This window comes from Pseudomonas sp. FW305-3-2-15-E-TSA4, from assembly GCF_058787295.1.
On record NZ_JBYSZP010000010.1, the window covers coordinates 204,852 to 231,438 of the forward strand.

Annotated in this window: 17 protein-coding genes; 6 read left to right on the forward strand and 11 right to left on the reverse strand. The window is 60.8% G+C overall.

Annotated elements, in window-relative coordinates; translation table 11 throughout:
• Positions 1-125: 125 nt before the first annotated feature.
• From AC3WMV_RS15975 to AC3WMV_RS15995, 5 genes are all read right to left on the reverse strand, one after another.
• Positions 126-2,510, reverse strand: a complete 2,385-nt coding sequence (locus AC3WMV_RS15975; RefSeq protein WP_103369119.1) for an efflux RND transporter permease subunit — start codon at positions 2,508-2,510, stop codon at positions 126-128.
• On the reverse strand, positions 2,507-3,550 hold the full coding sequence (locus tag AC3WMV_RS15980) for a WD40/YVTN/BNR-like repeat-containing protein (RefSeq protein ID WP_103369118.1): 1,044 nt from the start codon (positions 3,548-3,550) through the stop codon (positions 2,507-2,509). The genes AC3WMV_RS15975 and AC3WMV_RS15980 overlap by 4 nt, the downstream gene beginning before the upstream one ends.
• A 254-nt stretch (positions 3,551-3,804) precedes the next feature.
• The gene (locus AC3WMV_RS15985) at positions 3,805-5,049 is read right to left on the reverse strand and encodes a lipoprotein-releasing ABC transporter permease subunit (RefSeq protein WP_041068958.1); all 1,245 of its coding nucleotides are present in this window, start codon (positions 5,047-5,049) and stop codon (positions 3,805-3,807) included.
• Between the two features lie 63 nt (positions 5,050-5,112).
• A complete protein-coding gene (gene lolD / locus AC3WMV_RS15990; protein ID WP_177325613.1) occupies positions 5,113-5,796 on the reverse strand; it encodes a lipoprotein-releasing ABC transporter ATP-binding protein LolD in 684 nt (227 codons plus the stop codon).
• A gap of 7 nt (positions 5,797-5,803) precedes the next feature.
• The gene (locus AC3WMV_RS15995; RefSeq protein ID WP_007968198.1) at positions 5,804-7,054 is read right to left on the reverse strand and encodes a lipoprotein-releasing ABC transporter permease subunit; all 1,251 of its coding nucleotides are present in this window, start codon (positions 7,052-7,054) and stop codon (positions 5,804-5,806) included.
• A 94-nt stretch (positions 7,055-7,148) separates the two neighbouring features.
• On the opposite strand from AC3WMV_RS15995, the gene AC3WMV_RS16000 reads away from it, so the two are divergent.
• Together AC3WMV_RS16000 and AC3WMV_RS16005 are read left to right on the forward strand one after the other, a co-directional pair.
• Complete coding sequence (locus AC3WMV_RS16000) at positions 7,149-7,730, forward strand: PilZ domain-containing protein (protein WP_039772787.1); 582 nt, start codon at positions 7,149-7,151, stop codon at positions 7,728-7,730.
• A gap of 14 nt (positions 7,731-7,744) precedes the next feature.
• Positions 7,745-8,467, forward strand: a complete 723-nt coding sequence (locus AC3WMV_RS16005; protein ID WP_003226579.1) for a glycerophosphodiester phosphodiesterase — start codon at positions 7,745-7,747, stop codon at positions 8,465-8,467.
• Between the two features lie 42 nt (positions 8,468-8,509).
• Here the strand turns inward: AC3WMV_RS16005 and sthA are convergent, their stop codons facing one another.
• Positions 8,510-9,904 carry a Si-specific NAD(P)(+) transhydrogenase gene (gene sthA, locus AC3WMV_RS16010; RefSeq protein WP_003226580.1) on the reverse strand — a complete coding sequence of 465 codons (1,395 nt, stop codon included), beginning with the start codon at positions 9,902-9,904 and terminating at the stop codon, positions 8,510-8,512.
• A 197-nt stretch (positions 9,905-10,101) separates the two neighbouring features.
• On the reverse strand, positions 10,102-11,151 hold the full coding sequence (locus AC3WMV_RS16015) for an FAD:protein FMN transferase (protein WP_178085266.1): 1,050 nt from the start codon (positions 11,149-11,151) through the stop codon (positions 10,102-10,104).
• A gap of 72 nt (positions 11,152-11,223) precedes the next feature.
• Between AC3WMV_RS16015 and AC3WMV_RS16020 the strand changes: the two genes are divergently transcribed.
• A complete protein-coding gene (locus AC3WMV_RS16020) occupies positions 11,224-12,525 on the forward strand; it encodes an MFS transporter (protein WP_096797170.1) in 1,302 nt (433 codons plus the stop codon).
• Positions 12,526-12,706: 181 nt separating this feature from the next.
• On the opposite strand, the gene AC3WMV_RS16025 is transcribed toward AC3WMV_RS16020, so the two are convergent.
• Entirely contained in the window at positions 12,707-14,170 is a 1,464-nt protein-coding gene (locus tag AC3WMV_RS16025) for a glyceraldehyde-3-phosphate dehydrogenase (protein ID WP_003226583.1), read from the reverse strand.
• Between the two features lie 354 nt (positions 14,171-14,524).
• Here AC3WMV_RS16025 and mfd point away from each other — a divergent pair, with 354 nt between their 5' ends.
• The 3 genes from mfd to AC3WMV_RS16040 are packed head-to-tail and all read left to right on the forward strand — an operon-like array spanning position 14,525 to position 21,253.
• Positions 14,525-17,974, forward strand: coding sequence for a transcription-repair coupling factor (gene mfd, locus AC3WMV_RS16030; protein WP_097088558.1), 3,450 nt, complete (start codon positions 14,525-14,527; stop codon positions 17,972-17,974).
• 10 nt (positions 17,975-17,984) lie between these two features.
• Entirely contained in the window at positions 17,985-18,551 is a 567-nt protein-coding gene (locus tag AC3WMV_RS16035) for a CsiV family protein (protein WP_027611454.1), read from the forward strand.
• Positions 18,552-18,562: 11 nt separating this feature from the next.
• Positions 18,563-21,253: a DEAD/DEAH box helicase gene (locus AC3WMV_RS16040; RefSeq protein WP_103369117.1), complete on the forward strand. Its 2,691-nt coding sequence runs from the start codon at positions 18,563-18,565 to the stop codon at positions 21,251-21,253.
• Between the two features lie 125 nt (positions 21,254-21,378).
• Here the strand turns inward: AC3WMV_RS16040 and AC3WMV_RS16045 are convergent, their stop codons facing one another.
• Genes AC3WMV_RS16045 through nagZ form a run of 3 tightly spaced genes read right to left on the reverse strand, consistent with a single transcriptional unit; the run spans position 21,379 to position 26,441 of the window.
• The gene (locus AC3WMV_RS16045) at positions 21,379-24,672 is read right to left on the reverse strand and encodes a DEAD/DEAH box helicase (RefSeq protein ID WP_103369116.1); all 3,294 of its coding nucleotides are present in this window, start codon (positions 24,670-24,672) and stop codon (positions 21,379-21,381) included.
• 9 nt (positions 24,673-24,681) lie between these two features.
• Positions 24,682-25,419, reverse strand: coding sequence for an S-methyl-5'-thioinosine phosphorylase (locus tag AC3WMV_RS16050; protein WP_103369115.1), 738 nt, complete (start codon positions 25,417-25,419; stop codon positions 24,682-24,684).
• Positions 25,420-25,430: 11 nt separating this feature from the next.
• A complete protein-coding gene (gene nagZ / locus AC3WMV_RS16055) occupies positions 25,431-26,441 on the reverse strand; it encodes a beta-N-acetylhexosaminidase (protein WP_041068989.1) in 1,011 nt (336 codons plus the stop codon).
• Positions 26,442-26,587: the final 146 nt, after the last annotated feature.

Sequence of the window (26,587 nt, forward strand, 5' to 3'; positions counted from 1 at the left end):
GCACAAACTTATCTGACACACCGCATTCGCGAGCAAGCCCGCTCCCACAGGGGTTCAGCGTGAAGTTCAAGGCATGAAAAAGCCGCAACCCCAAGGTTGCGGCTTTGTCGTTTCAGGTATCCGGATCAGTGGGCGAACAGCGAGTTGCCCTTCTGCCCCGCCAGCTTCTCCGGTTTGATCAGGAACTTCGCCAGCGCCGGCAGCAGCCACAGCGCACCGAACATGTTCCACAGCAACATGAAGGTCAGCATCAGGCCCATGTCGGCCTGGAACTTGATCGCCGAGAAGATCCAGGTGCACACGCCAATCGCCAGGCACAGACCGGTGAACAGCACCGCTTTACCGGTGGATTTCAGGGTCTGGTAATAGGCTTCCTGCAACGGCAGACCCGCGCGCAGGAAACTTTCCAGACGGCTGTAGATGTAGATGCCGTAGTCCACGCCGATCCCCACGCCCAGCGCCACCACCGGCAGGGTCGCGACTTTGACGCCGATGCCCATGAACGCCATCAGCGCGTTGCCCAGCACCGAGGTCAATACCAGCGGCAGGACGATGCACAGGGTCGCCGCCCACGAGCGGAAGGTGATCATGCACATCACCGCCACGCAGATGTACACCAGGATCAGAATGGTCAGCTCGGCCTGTTTGATCACTTCATTGGTGGCCGCTTCGATCCCGGCGTTACCGGCGGCGAGGATGAATTCAAGACCGTCTTTGTTGTTGGCCTTGGCGAATTCCTGCACCGCGTGTACCGCACGGTCGAGGGTTTCGGCCTTGTGGTCGTTGAGGAAGATCAACACCGGCGCCAGCGAACAGCTGTTGTTGTACAGGCCGTCGGCGCGGGCGATCGAGTTGTTCAGCACGTCCGGATTGCGCGACAGGGTTTCCCATTTCAGGTTGCCCTCGTTCATGCCCTTGATCATCTGCTTGGACACGGTCACCAGCGAGATTGCCGACTGCACGCCCTCGGTGTTCTGCATCTTCCACATCAGTTCGTCGATCGGCGCCATGGCTTCGTAGCGCGAGCAGCCTTCGGTGGCGGTCTTGACCATCACCACCAGCACGTCGGAACTGGTGGAGTAGTTGTTGATGATGAAGTTGTTGTCCTTGTTGTAGCGCGAGTCCGGACGCAGCTCCGGTGCACCCTGGTCGAGGTCGCCGATTTTCAGGTTCTGGCTGTACCAGAGGCCGCCGCCGAAAGCGATCAGCGCCAAAGCGATGGAGATCGGTGCGACTTTCGGGCTGGCGAAGTTCGACAGGAAGCGCCAGAACGGATGTTCGCGATTCGCGTCCTTCTTGCTCTTGGCGATGGCGCGCTTGCTGATGCCGACATAGGAAATCGCTACCGGCAGCAGGATCAGGTTGGTGAACACGATCACCGCCACACCGATGGAGGCGCCAATTGCGAGTTCGCGGATCACGCCGATGTCGATGATCAGCAGAGTGATGAAGCCGACGGCGTCGGCGAGAATCGCGATCATCCCCGGCAGGAACAGTTGCCGGAAGGTGCGCCGCGCCGCAGTCAGGGCGTTGTCCGCCTCACTCGATTGCAGGGCGATACCGTTGATCTTCTGCACGCCGTGGGAAATGCCGATGGCGAAGATCAGGAACGGCACCAGCATCGAGTACGGATCCAGCCCGAAACCGAAGAAGTGCATCAGCCCGAGCTGCCAGACCACCGCCACCAGCGTGGTGCTCAACACCGCGACGGTACTGCGCAGGCAGTTGGTGAACCACAGCAGCAGGATCAAGGTGATGACGAAAGCGATGCCGAAGAACATCACCACCATCACCAGCCCGTCGATCAGGTCACCGACCTTCTTGGCGAAACCGACGATGTGGATCTTGACGTTGGGGTTCTGCGCTTCGAACTTGTTGCGGATCTTGTCTTCCAGTTCATGGGAGAACTGGCGGTAGTCCAGCGCGAGCAGCTTGCCCTGATCCTGCGGGTCCGGGTAGGACTCCAGCAGCGGGATGTCGACGATGCTCGACTTGAAGTCGTTGGACACCAGCCGCCCGACCTGGCCCGACTTGAGCACGTTGTTGCGCAGCATGTCGAGGCTGTCCGGCGAGCCGTCGTAGCTCTGCGGAATCACTTCACCGCCGGCAAAGCCCTCTTCGGTCACTTCGGTCCAGCGTACGCTCGGGCTCCACAGCGACTTGAGGCCGGAGCGGTCGACGCCGGAGATGTAGAACACCTCGTCGTTGATCTGCCGCAGCGTCTCCATGTACTCCTTGGAGAAGATGTCGCCGTCCTTGGCTTCCACCGAAATACGCACGGTGTTGCCCAGGTTCGCCAGATCGTTGCGATGCTCCATCATCTTCTCGATGAACGGATGCTTGAGCGGGATCATTTTTTCGAAACTGGTGGACGGCCGGATCAGCGTGGCCTGCCAGAACAGGAAGATGCTGACCACCAGGCAGATCAGGATCACGGCCGGGCGGTTGTTGAAAATCAGACGTTCGAGGAGCGTCGCTTTGTCCTGCTGAGGAGTGATCAAGGAAGTCATAGCCCCGCCTTCTTATTATTGATTTCGGCGCCGTTGGGCTGCGTGGTGTGCACGCCGCCCTGCCCGGTCAGAATCAGATTGCCGTCGCCGGCCGCAGTGACCGAGGACAGCGAGATGCGGTCCGGGCGGTTGAACACGCTGAAGGTTTCGCCGTTGTCGCTGCTGCTGATCACCGAGCCGCCGTTGCCGACGATCACAATCGAGCCGTCGGCGAGCAGCGTGGCGCCGGACAGACCGAACTCCAGCGCACCGCGCGCGGCCTTGAGTTCGACCTGCTGCCAGGTGCTGCCGAAATCGCTGGAGCGGTAGAGGTTGCCGCGCAGGCCGTAGGCCAACAGAGTCTGCGCCTGCGCGGTGCCGATCACGCCGAACAGCGAGCCTTGATACGGGCCCTGGATTTTCTCCCAGGTCTGGCCCCAGTCCGGGGAGCGGAACATGCTGCCCTGCTCGCCGACGATGAACAGCCCGGCGTCCTTGACGGCGGCGATGGCGTTGAGGTGGAACTGATCCTGGTTGTCGAGACGGTCGCTGACGTCTTGCCAGTTCTTGCCGCCGTCGGTGGTTTCCAGCAATGCACCGTAAGCACCGACCGCAACACCGTGATTAACGTCCTGGAACCAGACGTCGAGCAGCGGTGCTTCGCGCTTGAGGTCTTCGAACTGTTTGCTCCAGGTCAGGCCGCCGTCTTCGCTGGCGAGAATCTGCGCGTCGTGACCGACCGCCCAGCCGTGCTTGTCGTCGACGAAATACACCGCCGTCAGCAGTTGCCGGGTCGGCACCTTGGCCTGGGTCCAGGTCTTGCCCTGGTCATCGGAATAGAGAATGTGCCCGCGATCACCCACCGCCACCAACCGGGTGCCGGCGTGGACAACATCGAGTATCAGGCTTTTGGCGGCTTTGGCCGATTCGGTGGAATACACCCCGTCGGCGGGCGCTTCGGCGGCCAGCACGGGTGCCGACAAGACAGCACAGCCCAGCAGTGTGAGGGCTGTGGCCAGCAACGCGGTGTTGCGAAACGCCGGCGGGCGGCAACGACTCATAGACCTTCCCCTATTTATTATTGTTAGGCCATTGGGCCTTAGGGCGCCGCAAGGGTGCTCGTGGTGACTGACAGGTCACAAGCATAGCCGTGAAACCCGCAGTCCAGAGCGCCTTGGGAAGCTGGCTCATCCTATCGGGCTTTGGAAACGTCTGACAATCGGCGCCACGTTATCTTTTGTTAACCGAAAGCGGCCCCTGTAACGAATGAATTTCCCTGTGGGAGCGAGCCTGCTCGCGAAGACGGTATTGGCGCTTACGAATATCTCAGCGCGTGAGCAGGCTCAATCTTCGCCGCCCGCAACGCCGGGTACACCGTCGCCAGGAAGCTCAGAATAAAGCCCGCCGAGCAGATCAACAGCACATCCCCGCCCTGCAATTCCGAAGGCAGGTTGCTGACGAAGTACACGTCGGAACTGAAGATGTGCTGCCCGGTAACGCGCTCGACCCAGCCGACCATCTCGCTGACATTCAGTGCCGCGATCACGCCGAGCACGCCGCCAATCAGTGTGCCGACAATCCCGATCACCGTGCCCTGCACCATGAAGATCGCCATGATCTGCCGTGGCGTGGCGCCGATGGTGCGCAGGATCGCGATGTCCGCGCCCTTGTCGTTAACCACCATGATCAGCGTGGCGATGATGTTGAACGCCGCCACCGCAACGATCATCAGCAACAGCAGGCCAATCATGGTTTTTTCCATTTTCATCGCGCTGAACAGGCTGCCCTGGGTGTGAGTCCAGTCGTCAGCCTTGAACTCGGCACCGAGGCCTGCGGCGATGTCCGAGGAGACTTTCGGCGCGGCGTACAGATCCTTCACCGCAAGGCGCACACTCTGCACCTGATTCGGCTGCCAGTGCTGCATGGTCGCGGCATCGGCCACGTGGATCAGCCCCATCGAGCCGTCCAGTTCAGCGCCGACCTTGAACACACCGACCACGTTCAGGCGCTGCATGCGCGGGGTAATGCCACCCGGTGCGGTGCTGACTTCCGGCACGATCAGAGTGATCTTGTCGCCGACGTTGAGGCGGAAGCGGCGCGCGGTGATTTCACCGATCACTACACCGAACTCGCCCGGTTTCAGGTCATCGAGACGCCCCTGCACAATGTGCTGGGCCACGATCGACACCTTACCTTCCTGGGCCGGGTCGACGCCGCTGATCTGGATCGGCTGCATCAAACCCTTGTAGGACAGCATGCCTTCCATCTCGGTGAACGGCACGGCGGCGGTCACTTCCGGATTTTTCAGCGCGGCGGCGGCGACCGGCTGCCAGTCATCGATCGGCTTGACGCCAACGATGGTCGCGTGCGGCACCATGCCGAGGATGCGCGAGCTCATTTCACGCTGGAAGCCGTTCATCACCGACAGCACCACGATCATCGCCAGCACGCCGAGGGCGAGCCCGATCATCGAAGTCATCGAGATGAACGAAACAAAGCGATTGCGGCGCTTGGCGCGGGTATAGCGCGTGCCGATAAAGATCGATAACGGTCTGAACATTCGCTGGGGCACCGTATAAAAATAAAAGACCCGATGCCTTTACAGGCACCGGGTTTCGGTCGGTCAAATGGCGGTCAGGCAACCTTCTTGCAACTGCAGGACGCGGTCCATCTGGCGGGCCAGGTTCATGTCGTGAGTCACCACCAGGAACGCCGTGCGCATTGAAGTGCTGAGTTCCAGCATCAAGTCCTGGATGCCTTCGGCGGTGTGCGAATCAAGGTTGCCGGTTGGCTCGTCGAGCATCACCAGGCCTGGATTGTTCACCAGCGCACGGGCGATGGCCACACGCTGGCGCTCGCCACCGGACAGCTCGGCCGGTTTGTGCTCCAGACGATGGCCCAGCCCCACCCGCTCCAGCAACGCGGTAGCGCGCTGACGTGCTTGCGGGATCGCGGTCTTGCCGATCAGCAGCGGCATGCAGACGTTTTCCAGCGCGGTGAATTCCGGCAGCAAGTGGTGGAACTGGTACACGAACCCCAAGGCACGGTTACGCAGCAGACCACGCTTCTTCTCGCTCAGCGCCGACAGTTCTTCGCCGTCGAGCCAGACGCTGCCTTCAGTCGGCGTGTCGAGACCGCCGAGCAGGTTGAGCAAGGTACTTTTGCCGGAACCAGACTTGCCGACGATAGCCACACGCTCGCCCGGGTGCAACTCCAGTTGCAGACCGGCCAACACTTGCACCGACTCCGGGCCTTCCTCGTAGGATTTGCCCAGGTTGCGGCAGCTCAAGATTGCTTTATCACTCATGCCCGACTCACTCATAACGTAGCGCCTCCGCCGGCTGGGTGCGCGCAGCACGCCAGGCGGGATACAGGGTGGCGAGGAAACTCAGGACCAACGCAGCAGCGCAGACCATGACCACGTCCTGGCTCTGCACCTGCGACGGCAGATAATCAATGAAATACACATCGGCGTTGAGGAACTTGTGGCCGATCAGCCCTTCGAGGGCGGAAATCGCCGCACTGACGTTGAGCGCAGCGAGAATACCGAGCACCGCACCAATCGCCGTACCGACCACGCCGATCACGGTGCCCTGCACCATGAACGTGCGCATGATCGTTCCCGGCGTAGCGCCGAGGGTGCGCAGAATGGCGATGTCGCTCTTCTTGTCATTTACCACCATCACCAGCGTGGAAATGATGTTGAACGCAGCCACCGCGACGATCAGCAGCAACAGCAGGCCGATCATGGCTTTTTCCATGCGGATCGCCTGATACAGATTGCCGTGCGTGCGGGTCCAGTCGCGGGCGTAGTAATGGTCTTCGCCCAACTGCTGGGCGATGGTCCAGGCCACGCGCGGCGCCTGGAACAGATCATCGAACTTCAACCGGATGCCCTGCACCTGATCAGGCTTCCAGCGGTGCATTTTCGCCAGATCCTGCAGGTTGGTGACGCCCAGATAGCCGTCCAGCTCACCGGCGCCGACATGGAAAATGCCGACCACGGTGAAACGCTTCATGCGCGGGAACATCCCGGCCGGGGTCACGCTGACCTCCGGCGCGACGAAGGTGACCTTGTCACCCAGGCCCACGCCGAGCTTGGTCGCGGCCTTGTCGCCGATGACGATGCCGAAGCTGCCCGGCGTCAAATCGTCGAGTTTGCCCTGCTTCATGAAGTTGTCGATGATCGACACATTGCGCTCGAGCGCGGGGTCGATGGCGTTGAGCAACACCTTGGACACCTGGCCGTTGTTGGTCAGCAAACCCTGCATCTGGGTGAACGGCGCAACCGCCGTCACCTCAGGGTTGCGTTTGACCTTGGCGGCCAGGCTCTGCCAATCGTTGATCGGCTCGCCGGTTTCAAGAGTCGCGTGGGGCACCATGCCCAACACGCGGGTGCGCATCTCATGATCGAAGCCGTTCATCACCGATAGCACCACGATCATCACGACCACGCCAAGGGCGAGCCCGATCATCGAAGTCAGGGAAATGAATGACACAAAATGATTGCGACGCTTTGCACGGGTATAACGCGTGCCGATAAATACGAAGAGAGGTCTGAACATGTCGGGGCTTGTTCGGAGGGAAAAGGAACGTCCTTGTGGCGGGGGTCGATAACCAGCTTTACACTCAGACCACCGCCGCTACCATGGGTTCGCCATGTCGACATTAGATGAAGAAGATCGCCGCGAATACTACCGTATCGAGGACACGATCGCACTGGAAATTCGGCCCCTGTCCGCTCCCGAAGCCGCAGGCCAGGAAGTGTTGCAGGATGCTTCCCCGCTGTTCAACCTGCTCAGCGAACTGCACCTGAGCGAATTCGAGTCGCAGCACCTGTTACGCCAGATCAGCGAGCGCGACCGGGCGATCGCCGCGTTTCTCAAATCCCAGAACAAACGCATCGACCTGCTCAGCCAGGTGGTCGCCCTGACCGTGCTCGGCCATATCGGCGAGCCGCAACCGGTGATCATCTCCGAAGGCGGGATCGACTTTCAGCACCCGACCCCAATCGCCACCGGCGCGCACCTGTCGGTGAAACTGGTGCTGATGCCGCAGGCACTGGGCCTGCTGCTGCGCGCCCGCGTCACTCATTGCGACCGCAAGGGCGACGGCTACGACGTCGGCACCGAGTTCGAACACTTGACCGACGCCCAGCGCCAGTTGCTCGCCCGCTATATCTTGCAGAAACAGGCCCAGGAACGACGCCTGGCCCGTGAACAGAACGAATCAGGCATTTAAATTAAGGAAGCACCGTGACCCTCATCTACGGCCACCGCGGCGCCAAGGGCGAAGCACCGGAAAATACCCTGACCAGTTTTCAGGAATGTCTCAAGCACGGCGTGCGCCGTTGCGAACTGGATCTGCACCTGTCCAAGGACGGCGAGCTGATGGTGATCCACGACCCGACCCTCAAGCGCACCACCGACCGGCGCGGCAAGGTGGTCGAGCACACCGCCGCCGAACTGGTGACCTACGACGCGCGCAAGGGCGGCCCGGGCTGGATCAAGCCGTGCCCGATTCCGACACTGGAAGAGCTGTTCGAAAAATGTGATTTCGAGCACTGGCAACTGGAAGTCAAAAGCGCTTCACGCACCCGCGCCGCGACTACCGTACTGGCGATTCGCGAAATGGCCCAGCGTCATGGCCTGCTGGACAAGGTCACCATCACTTCGAGCTCGCGGGAAGTGCTGAAAGCGGCGCTGGACCTGGTACCGGACGTGTCGCGTGGACTGGTGGCCGAATACGCCTGGCTCGACCCGCTAAAGGTCGCCGCCAGCTATGGCTGTGAGATTCTGGCTCTGAACTGGACGCTGTGTACGCCGGAACGCCTGCAGAAGGCGCAGCGTCAGGGGCTGCATGTCTCGGTGTGGACCGTCAACGAGCCTGCGCTGATGCGCAGACTCGCCGACTTCGGCGTTGACAGCCTGATTACAGACTTTCCCGGTTTGGCCACTGCCACCCTTGAGAATTGCTGAAATCGGTCTCCCCGGCCGGCTCAGGCCACCGGCCGGAGCCCGTCAAAAAAGCCGGTTGAGGCCGTCGTACGCCGCTACCCGATAGGCTTCGGCCATGGTCGGGTAGTTGAACGTGGTGTTGACGAAGTACTTCAGCGTATTCAACTCGCCCGGCTGGCTCATGATCGCCTGACCGATGTGCACGATCTCCGACGCCTGATAACCGAAGCAGTGGACGCCCAGCACTTCCAGGGTTTCACGGTGGAACAGGATCTTCAGCATGCCTTGCGGCTCGCCGGCGATCTGCGCACGCGCCATGCTCTTGAAGAACGCCTTGCCGACTTCGTACGGCACCTTGGCCTGGGTCAGCTCCTGCTCGTTCTTGCCGATCGAACTGATCTCCGGAATGGTGTAGATACCGGTCGGCACGTCATTCACAAAGCGCCAGCTGCCGTTATCGACGATGCTGCCGGCAGCCGAACGACCCTGGTCGTGGGCGGCACTGGCCAGACTCGGCCAGCCGATCACGTCGCCAGCGCCATAGATGTTCGGCACGCAGGTGCGGTAAGCCTCGTCGACTTCGATCTGGCCACGGCTGTTGACCTTGACCCCGATGTTTTCCAGACCGAGCTGGTCGGTGTTACCGGTACGGCCGTTGCACCAGAGCAAGGCGTCGGCCTTGATCTTCTTGCCGGACTTGAGGTGCAGGATAACCCCGTTATCGACGCCTTCAACACGATCGTAATCTTCGTTGTGGCGCACGGTGATGTTGTTGTTGCTGAAGTGATAGCTCAACGCCTGGGAAATTTCCGAGTCGAGGAAGCTCAGCAACTGACCACGGTTGTCCACAAGTTCAACCAATACACCCAGACCGCTGAAGATCGAAGCGTATTCACAGCCGATCACGCCGGCGCCGTAAACGATCAGTTTGCGCGGGGTGTGGCCGAGGCTGAGGATGGTATCGCTATCGTAGATACGCGGGTGATTGAAATCGATGTCCGCCGGACGATACGGGCGCGAACCGGTGGCGATGATGATGTGCTTGGCCACCAGCTTCTCGACAACACCGTTGGCGCAGACCACTTCGATGGTTTGCTCGTCGGCGAAGCTGCCGGTGCCGAAGAACACGTCGACGCGGTTACGGGCGTAGTAGCCAGTGCGCGAAGCGACTTGTTTGGAGATAACCTTTTCAGCGCTTTTCAACACGTCCGGGAAGGAGAACCAGCGCGGCTCGCCGATCGCCCGGAACATCGGGTTGGTGTTGAACTGCATGATCTGCCGCACCGAGTGACGCAGGGCCTTGGACGGGATGGTACCGAGGTGGGTGCAGTTACCGCCGACCTGGCGACGGCTGTCGACCATCGCCACCTTGCGCCCTGCTTTGGCGGCGTTCATTGCCGCGCCTTCTCCCGCCGGGCCGGAACCCAACACCACCACGTCGTAGTTGTAGACAGCCATGCGTACTCCTCAGAACAGGCCGCGGTGCCAGCAGCACCTGCGGCTAAATCACGCCGAATCGTGGCGCGAAGGAACAATTGGGGGTCAGTAAAGAACCCGGACACAGTCTATAGAAGCGTCAACGCCGCGCACATTAACCCTTGGTCGCGTCGTAGGCTACTTTTGCCTGCACTACAACGCCAGCTTTCGTACTGTTTTCAGTCAACTTTTGCGCCACTGAGGCGTTCGAAAGCTGCACTGGTGCGGATAACAAAACCTGTATCGGCACGAATCACGAAGAATGCACCAATGTCGTGTTTTTCGGCATAGTCCCAAGCCCTTTCAGGCCCGAGAATCAGCAACAGCGTCGATAGTCCATCGGCCATCAACGCTGAAGGATGAATTACCGTGACTGACGCCAGGCTGTGTAGGACCGGCGCCCCGCTCCGCGCATCGAAGGTGTGGGAATAACGCCGGCCACCTTGCAGGAAATAGTTACGGTAATCACCGGAGGTGGAAACCCCGTAGCCGTCGACCTGAATGATCCGTTCGGCCACCTGTTGATCGTCTCGCGGCTCTTCCAGCGCAATACGCCAGGATGAGCCATCAAGCTTCTTGCCCTTGGCCTTTAGCTCACCGGTGGCTTCGGCGAGATAGTCATGGATGCCCATCGACTCGAGCCTGGCGGCGATGGTGTCGACCGCGTAACCGGCGGCGATGCTGTTGAAGTCGACTTCGACAGCGGCGTCCTTGCACAAGCGGTCGCCGTCGATATGCAAATGGCGGTAGCCGACTCGCTGCAGGGTTTCGGCCAGCGCGGCGGAGTCGGGGACTGTCTCTTCACGCCCTTGCGGGCCGAACCCCCACAGGTTCATCAGCGGTTCGACAGTCAGGTCGTAGGAACCTTCGCTTTGCTCCGACAGCTGCTCGCCGACACGGACCAATTCGAGCACGGCAGCCGGCATGGTCTGACAGCTGTTCGCTGGCAAGGCATTGAAACGTTCGATGTCGGAGTCATTGCGATAGGTCGACATCTGCCGATCTACTTTCGCGAGGATAGCCTCCACTTCCCGGCGAACTTGCGCCGGTTCGGCAACACCCGAGTGCCGCACGTACTTGATCGAATACGTGCTGCCCATGGTCGGCCCCCCAAAGCTTTCCATGGACTCACCGTTGCCACAGGCAGCGAGGACAACCGCCACACTCACAAGCCAAACCCACCGTCCAGTGAACAATTCTTCATCTCCCCATAAAAGCGCGCCGGCCATTATGGATCAAAGGCCCGCACGCTCCCCAACGGATGCAACGCGTCATAAGAAACCAATAATGAGTAACTGAAAATGTCCTCGACCACGGGCAAAGGCAAGGCGATTTTTCGCGTTGTCAGCGGCAATTTTCTCGAGATGTTCGACTTTATGGTCTATGGCTTCTACGCCACGGCCATCGCCAAAACCTTCTTCCCGGCCGACAGCGCCTTCGCTTCCCTGATGCTGTCCCTGGCCACCTTCGGTGCCGGTTTCCTGATGCGTCCACTGGGCGCGATCTTCCTTGGTGCCTACATTGACCGTCACGGTCGTCGCCAGGGCCTGATCATTACCCTTGCGTTGATGGCCGCCGGTACGATCCTGATCGCCTGCGTGCCGGGCTATGCCACTCTGGGTGTCGCAGCGCCGTTGATCGTGCTGTTCGGTCGCTTGCTGCAAGGCTTCTCGGCCGGCGTCGAGCTGGGCGGTGTTTCGGTGTATCTGGCGGAAATCGCCACGCCGGGCCGCAAAGGCTTTTTCGTCAGTTGGCAGTCCGCCAGCCAGCAGGCGGCGGTGGTGTTTGCCGGCCTGCTCGGGGTGGGCCTCAATCACTGGCTAAGCCCGGAACAGATGGGTGACTGGGGCTGGCGTGTGCCGTTCCTGATCGGCTGCATGATCGTTCCGGTGATCTTCGTCATTCGTCGTTCGCTGGAGGAAACTCCGGAATTCCAGGCGCGCAAACATCGCCCTACCCTGCGGGAAATCGTCCGCTCGATCGGTCAGAACTTTGGCATCGTCATCGCCGGCATGGCGCTGGTGGTGATGACCACGGTTTCGTTCTACCTGATCACCGCCTACACCCCGACCTTCGGCAAGGCTGAACTGCATCTGTCGGATTTCGACGCGCTGCTGGTGACCGTGTGCATCGGTCTGTCGAACTTCTTCTGGCTGCCGGTGATGGGCGCGGTGTCCGACAAGATCGGGCGCAAACCCCTACTGCTGGCGGCGACCATTCTGGCGATCCTCACCGCTTACCCGGCGCTGTCGTGGCTGGTGGCGAACCCGAGTTTCAGTCATCTGCTGATCGTCGAACTGTGGCTGTCGTTCCTGTACGGTTCGTACAACGGCGCGATGGTGGTGGCGCTGACCGAAATCATGCCGGTGGAAGTGCGCACCACCGGATTCTCGCTGGCCTATAGCCTGGCGACGGCGACCTTTGGTGGCTTCACGCCGGCAGCCTGTACTTACCTGATCCACGTGCTGGACAACAAGGCTGCGCCGGGGATCTGGCTCAGCGGTGCGGCGGTACTGGGGTTGATTGCGACGCTGGTGCTGTTCCGTGGCAATAAGCATGAGCTGCGGACTGCGCAAGCGGCTGTGGCAGGTGGCGCCCGATAAAACGCCTTCGGGAGCAAGCCCCCTCCCACAAGGTCCGGTGGTGCCAACATGATTGTGTGAAAACCGCCAAACCTGTGGGAGGGGGCTTGCTCCCGAAGAGGCCGGTACAGGCAATAAAGATTCAGCAGGCATAAAAAAACGCCCCGACCTAAGTCGGGGCGTTTTCATTTGCAGCGAAGGCTTAGCGCGGGAACGCTGGCGGGTTTACACCGGCCATGTCTTCCATCACGCGAACCACCTGGCAGCTGTAGCCGAACTCGTTGTCGTACCAGACGTACAGCACAACGCGGTTGTCCTGAACGATGGTTGCTTCAGCATCGACCACACCGGCGTGACGCGAACCCACGAAGTCAGTGGACACCACTTCCTGCGAGTTGACGAAGTCGATTTGCTTGTGCAGATCGGAGTGCAGCGCCATGTAGCGCAGGTACTCGTTCATCTCTTCACGGCTGGCGGCTTTCTCAAGGTTCAGGTTGAGAATGGCCATCGACACGTTTGGCGTCGGAACGCGGATCGCGTTACCGGTCAGCTTGCCGGCCAGCTCAGGCAGAGCCTTGGCAGCAGCGGTGGCAGCACCGGTTTCGGTGATGACCATGTTCAGCGCGGCGGAACGGCCACGGCGATCGCCCTTGTGGAAGTTGTCGATCAGGTTCTGGTCGTTGGTGTACGAGTGAACGGTTTCGACGTGACCGTTGATGATGCCGAACTTGTCATTCACAGCCTTCAGCACCGGCACGATGGCGTTGGTGGTGCAGGAAGCGGCGGACACGATCTTGTCGTCAGCGGTGATTTCGTTGTGGTTGATACCGTGAACGATGTTCTTCAGCTTGCCTTTGCCAGGCGCGGTCAGAACAACGCGAGCAACACCCGGGCATTGCAGGTGCTGACCCAGGCCATCGGCGTCACGCCATACACCGGTGTTGTCCACCAGCAGCGCGTCTTTGATGCCGTACTGGGTGTAATCCACCTCGGTCGGGTTCTTCGCGTAGATCACCTGGATCAGGTTACCGTTGGCGGTGATGGTGTTGTTTTCTTCGTCGATGACGATGGTGCCGTTGAACGGACCGTGTACCGAATCGCGACGCAGCAGGCTGGCGCGTTTGGTCAGGTCGTTTTCGGCGCCTTTGCGCACGACGATGGCACGCAGACGCAGACCGTCGCCACCACCGGTTTTCTCGATCAGGATGCGCGCCAGCAGACGGCCGATACGACCGAAGCCGTACAGCACAACGTCAGTGCCTTTGCGGGCCGAAGCGTTTTGCTGACCAACCACGTCAGCCAGTTCTTCACGCACGAACTGCTCGGCACTGCGGCCGTTGCCTTCGCTGCGGAATTTGAACGCCAACTTGCCCAGGTCTACCGAAGCCGCGCCGAGCTTGAGCTCGCTCATGGCTTTCAGCAGAGGGAATGTTTCGTGGACGGAGAGTTCGCTATCGTCGGAGGAACGGTGGCGAGCAAAGCGGTGAGCTTTGAGAATCGCGATGACAGACTGGTTGATCAGGCTGCGGCCATAGATCGAGCTCACCACGTTGTTATTGCGGTAGAGCTGACCGATAAGCGGAATCATCGCTTCTGCGAGTGCTTCACGGTCGATCCATTCACCAAGACACTGGTCGGGCTTCTGAGTCACGGGAACCTTCCACATGTAGGGGCAGAAAAAAGGGGCTACATTATGCCGCCGAGAACCTCTTGTAGCAATGCGCGCTTGTCGCGCAATCGGTAACAAAATTCCGTTCAAAAAAATTACGCCCCGCGCCAGCCCAGTAAAACCGGGGCTTCCAGCGCAGTCAATTTTTCGACGACTGTTAGACGATGTCTGTAACCCTCCGTAACACCAGTCGATTTCGGCACTACATAACCACTAAAAAAGTGCTCGTTTTTATGGTTACCACTACATTTTGCGCAAAGCGCGAAGATAGACGCAGTCTGCAACTGACAGCCGGCACCTGACGCCGCTACAATTACCGACTTTGTCGCAAAGCCTGGAGCTCAACCTTCCGTGCCCGTTCTGCGTCTACCGCTTCTCCCTGCCGCGGCAGGTAAACAGCATTGGGGCAACCTGCCCGGTGCTGCCCTCAGCCTCGCGATTGCCGAGGCTGCCAGCGCTGCCAAGCGCTTCACCCTGCTACTGACCGCCGACAGCCAGAGTGCCGAACGGCTGGAACAGGAGCTGAGTTTCTTCGCCCCGGATTTGCCCGTGCTGCATTTCCCCGACTGGGAAACCCTGCCGTACGATCTGTTCTCGCCGCACCAGGACATCATCTCCCAGCGTATCGCCAGCCTTTATAGACTGCCGGAGCTGGCGCACGGCGTGCTGGTGGTGCCGATCACCACCGCCCTGCACCGCCTGGCGCCGACCAAGTTCCTGCTCGGCAGCAGTCTGGTGCTGGATGTCGGGCAGAAGCTCGATGTCGAACAGATGCGCTCGCGCCTTGAGGCCAGCGGCTATCGCTACGTCGATACGGTCTACGAGCACGGCGAGTTCACCGTACGCGGCGCGCTGATCGACCTGTTCCCGATGGGCAGCAAACTGCCCTATCGCATCGACCTGTTCGACGACGAAATCGAAACCCTGCGCACCTTCGATCCGGAAAACCAGCGCTCCATCGACAAGGTCGATTCGGTCAAGCTGCTGCCGGCCCGAGAGTTCCCGCTGCAGAAAGATGCGGTCACCCGCTTCAAGGCGCGCTTTCGCGAGCGTTTCGACGTCGACTTCCGGCGCTGCCCGATCTTCCAGGACTTGAGCAGCGGCATCACCCCGGCCGGTATCGAGTACTACCTGCCGCTGTTCTTCGACGAAACCTCGACACTGTTCGATTACCTGCCGCAGGACACTCAAGTGTTCTCGCTGCCGGGTATCGAACAAGCGGCAGAAAACTTCTGGAACGACGTGCGCAATCGCTACGAAGAGCGCCGTGTCGATCCATCGCGCCCTCTATTGCCGCCTGCGGAATTGTTCCTGCCGGTGGAAGACTGCTTCGCCCGCCTCAAGAGCTGGCCACGGGTCGTCGCCAGTCAGCAGGACGTCGAATCCGGTGCCGGTCGCGAGCGCTTCCCGGCGCAGGCACTGCCAAACCTGGCGATCGAAGCCAAGGCCACACAACCACTGGCGGCGCTCTCGACATTCCTCGACGAATTCCCCGGACGCGTGCTGTTCACCGCCGAATCCGCGGGCCGGCGTGAAGTCCTGTTGGAGCTGCTGGAACGCCTGAAGCTGCGGCCGAAAACCGTCGACAGCTGGCCGGACTTCGTTTCGAGCAAGGATCGCCTGGCGATCACCATCGCGCCGCTCGACGAGGGCTTGATGCTCGATGAGCCGGCGCTGGCGCTGGTGGCGGAGAGCCCGTTGTTCGGTCAGCGCGTCATGCAGCGTCGTCGCCGGGAAAAACGCGCCGACGCCAACAACGATGCAGTGATCAAAAACCTTACCGAACTGCGCGAAGGCGCGCCGGTGGTGCACATCGATCACGGTGTCGGGCGTTATCTGGGCCTGACGATTCTGGAAATCGACAACCAGGCTGCAGAATTCCTCACTCTGGAATATGCGGAGAACGCCAAGCTCTACGTGCCAGTGGCCAACCTGCACCTGATCGCGCGTTACACCGGCAGCGATGACTCACTGGCGCCGCTGCACCGCCTCGGCTCCGAGACCTGGCAGAAAGCCAAGCGCAAGGCCGCCGAACAGGTGCGCGATGTCGCTGCTGAATTGCTCGACATCTATGCCCGTCGTGCCGCCCGCGAAGGCTACGCGTTTGCCGACCCGAAAGCCGATTACGCGACCTTCAGCGCCGGTTTCCCGTTCGAAGAAACCCCGGACCAGCAAGCGACCATCGAAGCGGTGCGCGAAGACATGCTCGCGCCAAAGCCGATGGATCGTCTGGTCTGCGGCGACGTCGGTTTCGGCAAGACCGAAGTGGCGATGCGCGCCGCGTTCATCGCCGTGCACGGCGGGCGTCAGGTGGCGATTCTGGTGCCGACCACCCTGCTCGCCCAGCAACATTACAACAGCTTCCGCGACCGCTTCGCCGACTGGCCGGTGACCGTGGAAGTGATGAGCCGCTTCAAATCGGCCAAGGAAGTCAACGCGGCGATCGCCGACCTGGCGGAAGGCAAGATCGATATCGTCATCGGCACGCACAAGCTGCTGTCCGACGATGTGAAGATCAAAAACCTGGGTCTGGTGATCATCGATGAAGAGCACCGCTTCGGTGTGCGGCAGAAAGAACAGCTCAAGGCCCTGCGCAGCGAAGTCGACATTCTCACGCTGACCGCCACGCCGATTCCGCGCACGCTGAACATGGCGGTGTCGGGCATGCGTGATCTGTCGATCATCGCCACCCCGCCGGCGCGCCGCCTGTCGGTACGCACCTTCGTCATGGAGCAGAACAAGAGCACGGTCAAAGAGGCTCTGCTGCGTGAACTGCTGCGCGGTGGGCAGGTTTACTACCTGCACAACGACGTCAAAACAATCGAGAAGTGCGCGGCGGATCTCGCCGAACTGGTGCCGGAAGCACGGATCGGCATCGGTCACGGACAGATGCGCGAACGCGAACTCGAACAGGTGATGAGCGACTTCTATCACAAGCGCTTCAACGTGCTGATTGCCTCGACCATCATCGAGACCGGCATCGACGTGCCGAGCGCCAACACCATCATCATCGAGCGCGCCGACAAGTTCGGCCTGGCGCAATTGCACCAGTTGCGCGGACGTGTCGGTCGCAGCCACCACCAGGCTTACGCCTACCTGCTGACCCCGCCACGCCAACAAATCACGTCCGATGCGGAAAAGCGTCTGGAAGCGATTGCCAACACTCAGGATCTGGGCGCCGGTTTCGTGCTGGCGACCAACGACCTGGAAATCCGTGGCGCCGGCGAACTGCTGGGCGATGGCCAGAGCGGGCAAATTCAGGCCGTGGGTTTTACGTTGTACATGGAGATGCTCGAGCGCGCGGTGAAGTCGATCCGCAAGGGCGAGCAACCGAATCTCGATCAACCGCTCGGCGGTGGCCCAGAGGTCAACCTGCGCGTGCCTGCGCTGATTCCGGAAGACTATCTGCCGGACGTTCACGCCCGCCTGATTCTGTACAAGCGCATCGCTTCGGCCACCGACGAGGAAGGCCTGAAGGATCTGCAAGTGGAGATGATCGATCGTTTCGGCCTGCTGCCGGAACCGACCAAGAATCTGGTGCGCATCACTGCGCTGAAGTTGCAGGCCGAACAGCTGGGCATCAAGAAAGTCGACGGTGGCCCGCAGGGTGGACGCATCGAGTTCGCCGCGCAGACGCCGGTCGACCCGATGACCTTGATCAAACTGATCCAGACTCAGCCAAAACGCTACAAATTCGAAGGCGCCACGATGTTCAAGTTCCAGGTGCCGATGGAACGCCCGGAAGAGCGCTTTAATACTGTAGAGGCGCTGTTCGAGCGCCTCCTCCCGAAAACTGTTTGAAGGACGCCGCATGCGCCTGTTTCGCTCACTGACTTTGCTACTTGCCTTGGTAGCCCCTTCGGTTTTCGCCGATGACCTGTATCAGGTCGAAATGATTCTGGTGCGCCAGAACGCCGTGCCGGCTATCGTCAGCCGCGCCGCCCCGGAAGACTGGGCCGCCGGCGCTCAACGCCTGGGTGATGACAGCCTGCGCACACCTGCGCTCGGCGACGTTGCCAGCAAACTCAGCGCCAGCGGTGATTACAGTGTGCTGATGCACAAGGCCTGGCAGCAGACCCTCGGCGAAGCGCCGACCAAGGTGGCCGTCAGCGACGGCAAGGAACAGTTCGGCCAGTTCCCGATCGAGGGCACGCTGGAAATGAAACTCGGACGCTTCACCGACGTGAACGCCGACTTCTGGGTCAACCAGATCGACGCCAACGGCATGGTCACTGCCAGCGAACACCTGAAACAGGACAGCCACACCAAAAACGGCCAGCTCAACTATCTCGACAACGGCCACCTGGCGCTGCTGATCAAGATCACCTCCCTGACGGCGCCCGCCCCTCGGCAAGCCCCTGAAGCGATTCCGGACTGATCGAAGTCCTTATGTCCCCGCCCCTGAGTAAACCGTTGGCACCCTCCTGGGTCAGCCGATTCAAGGAACAGAGCCTGGAGCGTGGACGCCGCTACGCCCTGGAAAACCGGGTACGCATCGCGCAGGTTGGCGATGCGACCATTACCGCCAGTTGCGAAGGCTCTGGCGGTAACGTCTACCGTCAGACCATTCACTTGCGCGAGTCAGCCAAAGGCACCCTGCTGCTGGTTGACGCCAGCTGTACCTGCCCGGTGCGCAACAACTGCAAACACTGCGCCGCAGTACTCCTGCAAGTGCAGGAAACCCTCGAATACCCTGCCGCCGCCAAAGACGCCGAACTGCTGGAAAAACTCCAGGCTGTTCTGGAAAACCGCAGCCCCAAGGCGCCACCGCAAGTGCTGGTGGACAACGTGCAACCGCTGCCGCGCCTGTGGCTGGCCAGCGTCGAGTTCAGCGCGTTCGAGCCGCGCAACGGCAAGATGCAGCGCTATATTCAGCATCGGGCGGCGCTGTCGTTCAGCTATCTGGATGAGTACGTCAGCGGGCAGAAAAACAGCGACATTCTGATTCGCCAGGAAACCCAGACCCTGCGGATAAAACGCCATCCGGAAGTGGAACAGTCCTACCGCGAACAGTTAAGAATCCTCGGCTTCCGTATCGCCACGCGCCAGAGCAAAGCGCTGCCGGAAAGCGCCGGCGAGCTGTACGAGATGGTCAACGACAGCGCCTGGCTGACGTTTACCCTCAACGAACTGCCGAAGCTGCGCACCCAAGGTTGGGAATTGCAGATCGACGAGGAATTCGGTTTCGACCTGACCGCCGTCGACGACTGGTACGCCACCGTCGAACAGGCGCCGGAGCGCGACTGGTTCGATCTGGAACTGGGGATCATCGTCAATGGTGAACGCCTGAGCCTGCTGCCGATCCTGCTCAACCTGATGCGCTCGCACACGGAAATCCTCAACCCGGAACGCCTGGCGCGGCGCCGCGATGACGAGCTGATTCTGGTCAATATTCCGCAACGCAACAGTGAGCACGGGCCATTGCAAGTGGCGCTGCCCCTTGGCCGACTGAAACCGGTATTGGCGACGCTGGGCGAGTTCTACTTGCAGGAGCCGGGCGAAACCACCCTGCGCCTGAGCAAGGCCGACGCCACACGGCTCAACTCGCTGGAAGGCATTCCCCTGCTGTGGGAGGGTGGCGAACAGATTCGAAGTTTCGCCCAACGCCTGCGCGACATCCGCGACTACAGTGCACAAGCGCCGAAGGGCTTGAACGCGACGCTGCGTCCCTATCAACTCGAAGGCTTGAGCTGGATGCAGTCCCTGCGTCAGCTTGAGGTCGGCGGGATTCTGGCGGACGACATGGGTCTGGGTAAAACCTTACAGACCCTGGCGCATATTCTCAGTGAGAAAAACGCCGGGCGTCTGGATCGACCGTGCATGGTGGTGATGCCCACCAGCCTGATCCCGAACTGGCTCGACGAAGCCGCGCACTTCACGCCGCAACTGAAAGTGGTCGCGCTGTACGGTGCCGGCCGCAAAAAGCATTTCGAGCATCTGGCCGACTTCGACCTGATCCTGACCACCTATGCACTGCTGCCCAAGGACGTCGAACGGCTGGCACAACAGCCGCTGCACGTTCTGGTGCTCGACGAAGCGCAGTACATCAAGAACCCTAACAGCAAGGCCGCGCAGGCCGCTCGCGAACTCAACGCGCGCCAGCGCCTGTGCCTGAGTGGCACACCGCTGGAAAACCACCTCGGCGAGTTGTGGTCGTTGTTCCACTTTTTGCTGCCGGGCTGGTTGGGCGATGTCAAAAGCTTCAATGCCGACTACCGCGTGCCGATCGAAAAGCGCGCCAGCGAAGTCAGGCTGCAGCACCTCAATGGGCGGATAAAACCGTTTCTGCTGCGCCGCACCAAGGAACAGGTGGCCACCGAACTGCCGCCCAAAACCGAGATCATCCACTGGGTCGATCTCAATGAGGCGCAGCGCGACGTGTACGAAACCATGCGCCTGGCGATGGACAAGAAAGTCCGCGACGAGATCACTCGCAAAGGCGTGGCGCGTAGCCAGATCATCATTCTTGAAGCCCTGCTCAAGCTGCGTCAGGTCTGCTGCGATCTGCGTCTGGTCAACGACGCCACCCTGCCCGCCCGAGGCAGCAGCTCGGGCAAGCTCGACAGCCTGATGGAAATGCTCGAAGAGTTGTTCGAAGAAGGTCGGCGGATTCTATTGTTCTCGCAGTTCACCTCGATGCTGTCACTGATCGAGGACGAACTGAAGAAACGCAACGTGGCCTACGCCTTGCTGACCGGCCAGACCCGCGATCGGCGCACGCCGGTGAAGGAATTCCAGAGCGGCAAGCGTCAGATTTTTCTGATCAGCCTGAAGGCCGGCGGCGTCGGCCTGAACCTGACCGAAGCGGACACGGTGATCCATTACGATCCGTGGTGGAACCCGGCGACCGAGAACCAGGCAACCGACCGCGCCTATCGAATCGGCCAGGAGAAGCCGGTGTTCGTCTACAAGATGATTGCCCGCGGCACGGTGGAAGAGAAGATTCAGCACCTGCAGAAGGAAAAATCCGACCTGGCGGCAGGCGTACTGGATGGGCGCAAGGCCGGGGACTGGAAACTGCAGAGCGATGATATTGAAGCGCTGTTTGCGCCGTTGCCGGATAAGCTCGACAAGCGTTGAGATGTGCAGTGTTTGCTAGATAGCTTTCGCGAGCAAGCCCGCTCCCACAGTTGGATCGCATTTCCCCTTGTGGGAGCGAGCCTGCTCGCGAACGGATCACCTCAGTTGAAGGTTCAAACTGAAGCTTACTGCCTGGAAGCGGGCAACGGCGCAAACAGCGCTTCGATATCACTCTGTTCCAGTTTGAATCCACCCGTCGTACCACCTTCAAGCACCGCCCCGGCCAGCGCTGCTTTCTCCTGCTGCAACGCTTGTATCTTTTCCTCTACCGTGCCGCGAGCGATCAGCTTGTAAACAAACACCGGATTGTTCTGCCCGATACGATAAGCGCGATCGGTTGCCTGATTCTCCACTGCCGGATTCCACCAAGGGTCGAAGTGGATCACCGTGTCCGCAGCCGTCAGGTTCAGACCGGTACCGCCAGCCTTGAGGCTGATGAGGAACAACGGCACCTTGCCGCCCTGGAAATTCTTGACTGGCGTGCGCCGGTCGGTGGTGTCGCCAGTCAGCAACGAATAACCGATAGCGCGCTGCTGCAACTCCTGCTCGATCAGCGCCAGCATCGAGGTGAACTGGGAGAACAGCAGGATGCGCCGACCTTCGCCGAGCAACTCTTCGAGCATCTCCATCAGGCTGATCAGCTTGCCGCTGCCCGAGCGCAATGCCTTCGCCGTGAGCGGCATGTTGATCAAGCGCAGATCGCAGCAGACCTGACGCAGCTTGAGCAAGGCATCAAGAATGATGATCTGACTGCGCGCCACACCACTGCGGGCAATTTCGTCGCGCACTTTTTTGTCCATCGCCACGCGCACCGTTTCATAGACGTCGCGCTGGCCGTCGCTGAGTTCAACCCAATGGATGATTTCGGTTTTCGGCGGCAGCTCAGTGGCGACCTGATCTTTCTTGCGACGCAGCAAAAACGGCTTGATGCGCGCCGTCAGGTGCTGCATGCGCTGGACATTGCCATGTTTCTCGATCGGTGTGCGGTAATCGCGGTTGAAGGATTTGCTGTCGCCCAGCCAGCCAGGCATGAGGAAATGAAACTGCGACCACAGCTCGCCGAGATGGTTTTCCAGCGGCGTGCCGCTCAGACACAAGCGCTGACGGGCCTGCAAGTCACGTGCGGCCTGCGCCGCTTTGCTCAGCGGGTTCTTGATGTTCTGCGCTTCGTCGAGAATCAGCACGCTCCACGACTGCGGCCGCAACGTTTCAAGATCCCTGGGCAGCAAGGCGTAAGTGGTCAGCACCAAGTCGTATTCGGCGAGATTGGCGAAGTCTTTTTGCCGCCCGGCCCCATGCAGCGCCAGGACCTTCAACTGAGGCGTGAAGCGCTGGGCCTCGTCGAGCCAGTTGGGAATCAGGCTGGTCGGCATCACCGCCAGTGCCGGGCAATCGAGGCGACCGGCGTGCTTTTCCGTGAGCAGATGCGCCAGGGTCTGCAGGGTTTTGCCCAAGCCCATGTCATCGCCAAGAATGCCGCCGACCTCCAGCTCCCGCAGAGTCTGCATCCAGCCAAGGCCTTCGAGCTGATATGGGCGCAGTTGCGCATTAAGGCCGGCCGGCGCAGCAATATGGGTGTGACTGGAATTGTGCAGCCGCTTGGCAAAAGTGCGCAGGCGTTCGCCGCCCTGCCATTCCAGTGGCACGCCATCGAGCATACTCAGGCGCGCGGCGTCTGGAGCAGTCAAGCGCAGCGCATCGCCCTGATGTCCGCCCAGGTACAGCTCGCCCAGCGTCGCCATCAGCGGTTTGACCCGACTCAGCGGCAACGCCACCTTGGCGCCTGCCGGGTCGCCAAAACCGCTGGGCTTGAGTTCGATCAGGAGTTTTTCGTCGTCGCTGCGTTGCGCCAGATTCACCGGGTCGAGCAAACGTGGCTGGGTGCGCAACAGATGCAGAAGGATCGGCAACAAGCTGTAGCGCTCGCCATTGACGACGATGCCCAGTTGCAGATCAAACCATTGATGCCCGGCCTCTTCTTCGACCTCCGCGTACCAGTGTTCGACCGGCTGCACATCGAAATGGAAGCCGGGACTGATTTCGATTTCCCAGTCCGCGGCGCGCAGTGTGGCAAGCCCTTCATGCATGAATCCGAGCCAGGCGGAATCATCCGGCAAGGTGAACATCTCGCCGAGACGATCCATAGCGCTCTTGCGCGTGGCTTTTTTGAAGCCGTGCTTTTGCAGGCTCTGGCGCAGCTTCTTTTCCATCGCAGGCTGGCGTCGAATGCGCTGGGTTTCAGTGCCATTGAGGATCATCACTTCCGGATTACGATCCACCGCCGAATGACCGTTGTAGGTAAACACCAGAGCGGCGCGGTGCTCCAGAACGTATTCCCAGCGCGAACGCTCCCGGCCGCTGACCAAGGTCAGTTGCGGCTGCGGAAGCACGTCATCGATGATTCGTTCGGTGAGCTTGTGCGGCGGCGGGATATTGGTCATCGCGCTCATGCGATGGCTGAACTGCATCGCCTGACGCGCCGGGATGACTGGGGCGAGGGTCAAATGGCAGGCCAGTTTTTCTTCCAACTCACTGAACAGAGGGCCAACCTGTCGCTGCTCACGATCGATGTAATAAAGCGGCTCCAGCGCCAGCACGGTTTCCTGCGCAGCCTCGGCACTGCTCCACTGGGCGCGGAACCCACCGTCGGCCTGCTCGGCCCAAGAGAACAGACCCATGCGTTTCGCGCCCGGCGTCAGTGGCTGCAAGTTTTCGAAGTCGAGGAACAGGCGCGAGGTGCGCAGGAGCATTTCCAGCAGTTCCGCGCCACTGCTGCCTTCCAGCGGATAGCCGCTGTAGTAGGCGTGATGGGAATGCATGGCGACCAACAGCCTGGCGACGCGCAGATCCAGTTCGGACAGATAACCGGGCTGACGCATGAGCATGTCCGACAGCGAATACAGCGGTTTTACTTCGCGTAACTCGCCGCTCTTGAGCTGATAGACCTTGAAAATATCAAGCAACCACTTGCCGTTCGCAGACGTGGGTTTGAGTTTGTAAAACAGGCGCGTGCCCGCGGTTTGCGCCCCTTCGTCGACGGGCCTGGCCGGGACGGGGACTGTCGAAAGCCAATGCTCCAGCGCCCGACCCAAGGGGATCTGGGCGTCACTTTCGGACGTATCGTCGTCAATGCCCTGCAGGAGATAGAGCACCGCCGCGCAGTGCTTGCAATCAATCGCGACGGGGCAGGTGCATAAGCAACGCAAATTAACCGATCCCAGGCGATCATCGGACAGGTAGATGCTTTGTTCATACGCCTGAGTTTCCGAACCGACGCAGAACGCCTCGATTTTCCTGTCATCGATCTCGATGATCTCTACCCGATCATCGGCAGCATAAGCGCGGGCCTTGGCCAACGCCTTGCTACTGAATGCGTGAGTCCATGCCAGCCCTTTAAGCCGCTCGATGAAAGTGCTCATGGACAGTCCTTAGCTGGCCAACACCCGCGCGAGCGTCGATTTCACCTTGCCCATGCCGTCATGCAGCGCCTGCTCGATCTCGGCCATGGTGATCACCGCCGTGGTCTTGCCCGCCGCCGGGTTCACCACCAGCGACAGGCAGGCGTAATCCAGATCCAGCTCACGGGCCAATGCCGCTTCCGGCATGCCGGTCATGCCGACGATGTCGCAACCGTCACGCTCCAGACGCACGATCTCGGCCACGGTTTCCAGACGCGGGCCCTGGGTGCAGGCATACACGCCCCGATCGCTGTATTCGCAACCTTCGGCAGCCAGCGCGGCGATCAGTTGCTGACGCAGCGACTCGCTGTAAGGGAAGCTGAAATCGATGTGGGTGACGTGCTCCAGATCATCGGCGAAAAACGTGTGTTCGCGACCGCTGGTGTAATCGACGATCTGGTGTGGCACGCAGAAATGCCCGGTACCCATGGCCGGATGGATCCCGCCCACCGCGTTGACCGCGATGATCGCCTCGGCGCCGGCCTGCTTCAGCGCCCACAGGTTGGCGCGGTAGTTGACCTTGTGCGGCGGGAAACGATGGGGATGGCCGTGACGGGCGAGGAACAGCACTTCCTTGCCGGCATATTCCCCGATCTGCACTTCAGCCGACGGCGAACCGTAAGGCGTATCCACCGCCAACGACTGACGAATGCTCAGGCCTTCGAGCTGGGTCAGGCCGGTGCCACCGATGATTGCGTAAACCGTCATAGCAAAAATCCTTAATCGATCAGTTGAGCGTCTTTGAGCGCGCCGATGGCGGTGAGCCAGCGCGGATCCTGGCGGTAATCGGTACTGGCGAACGCCTGCCCGCGCATCCGCGCAATGCGTGCGGACGGTTTGACCTTCATCCGTTGCGCAGCACTCAGGGCCAGTTCGGCCGCAGCGCGGTCATTGCACACCAGGCCCATGTCGCAACCGGCAGTCAACGCGGCTTCGATCCGGCTGGCAGCGTCGCCGACCACGTGGGCGCCGGCCATCGAAAGGTCGTCGCTGAAGATCACGCCGTCAAACTGCAACTCGCCGCGCAGGATGTCCTGCAACCAGCGACGGGAGAACCCGGCCGGCTGCGAATCAACTTGCGGATAGATGACGTGCGCCGGCATGACCGCAGCGAGTTGCTTGCTGAGTCTGGCGAACGGTACGAGGTCGTTGGCGCGGATCTCGTCGAGACTGCGCTCGTCATTCGGGATCGCGACGTGGGAGTCGGCTTCGGCCCAACCGTGACCGGGGAAATGCTTGCCGGTAGCGGCCATGCCCGCGCTGTTCATGCCGCGGATGAAGGCGCCGGCGAGCAACGCTGCGCGCTCGGGATCCCCTTCGAACGAACGAGTGCCGACCACGGCGCTGCGCTGGTAATCCAGATCCAGCACCGGGGCGAAACTCAGGTCGAGGCCGACCGCCAACACTTCGGTGGCCATGACCCAGCCGCATTGTTCGGCGAGGTATTCGGCGTTCGGGTTGTCGGCGATGGCACGCATCGCGGGCAGGCGCACGAAGCCCTGACGCAGACGCTGCACCCGGCCGCCCTCCTGGTCGACCGCCAGCAGCAGATCCGGGCGAATGGCGCGGATCGCAGCACTCAGCTCGCGCACTTGGCGCGGGTGCTCGATGTTGCGCGCGAAAATGATCAGGCCGCCCACTTCGGGCTGGCGCAACAATTGGCGATCTTCGGCCGTCAGCCAAGTACCGGCGACGTCCACCATCAACGAGCCTTGCAGGCCAGCAGTCATAGAGATTCCTTGAAAACGAAAAACCCGATCCGCCAGAAATCGCTACCGTGAGCAGGGCTCGGCAGGCCAATAATTTCTATGGAGATCGGGTTCAGAACGAAAGTCGGCATGGGCGGCTAGCTTAGCGGATACAAGCAGCCGCGCCC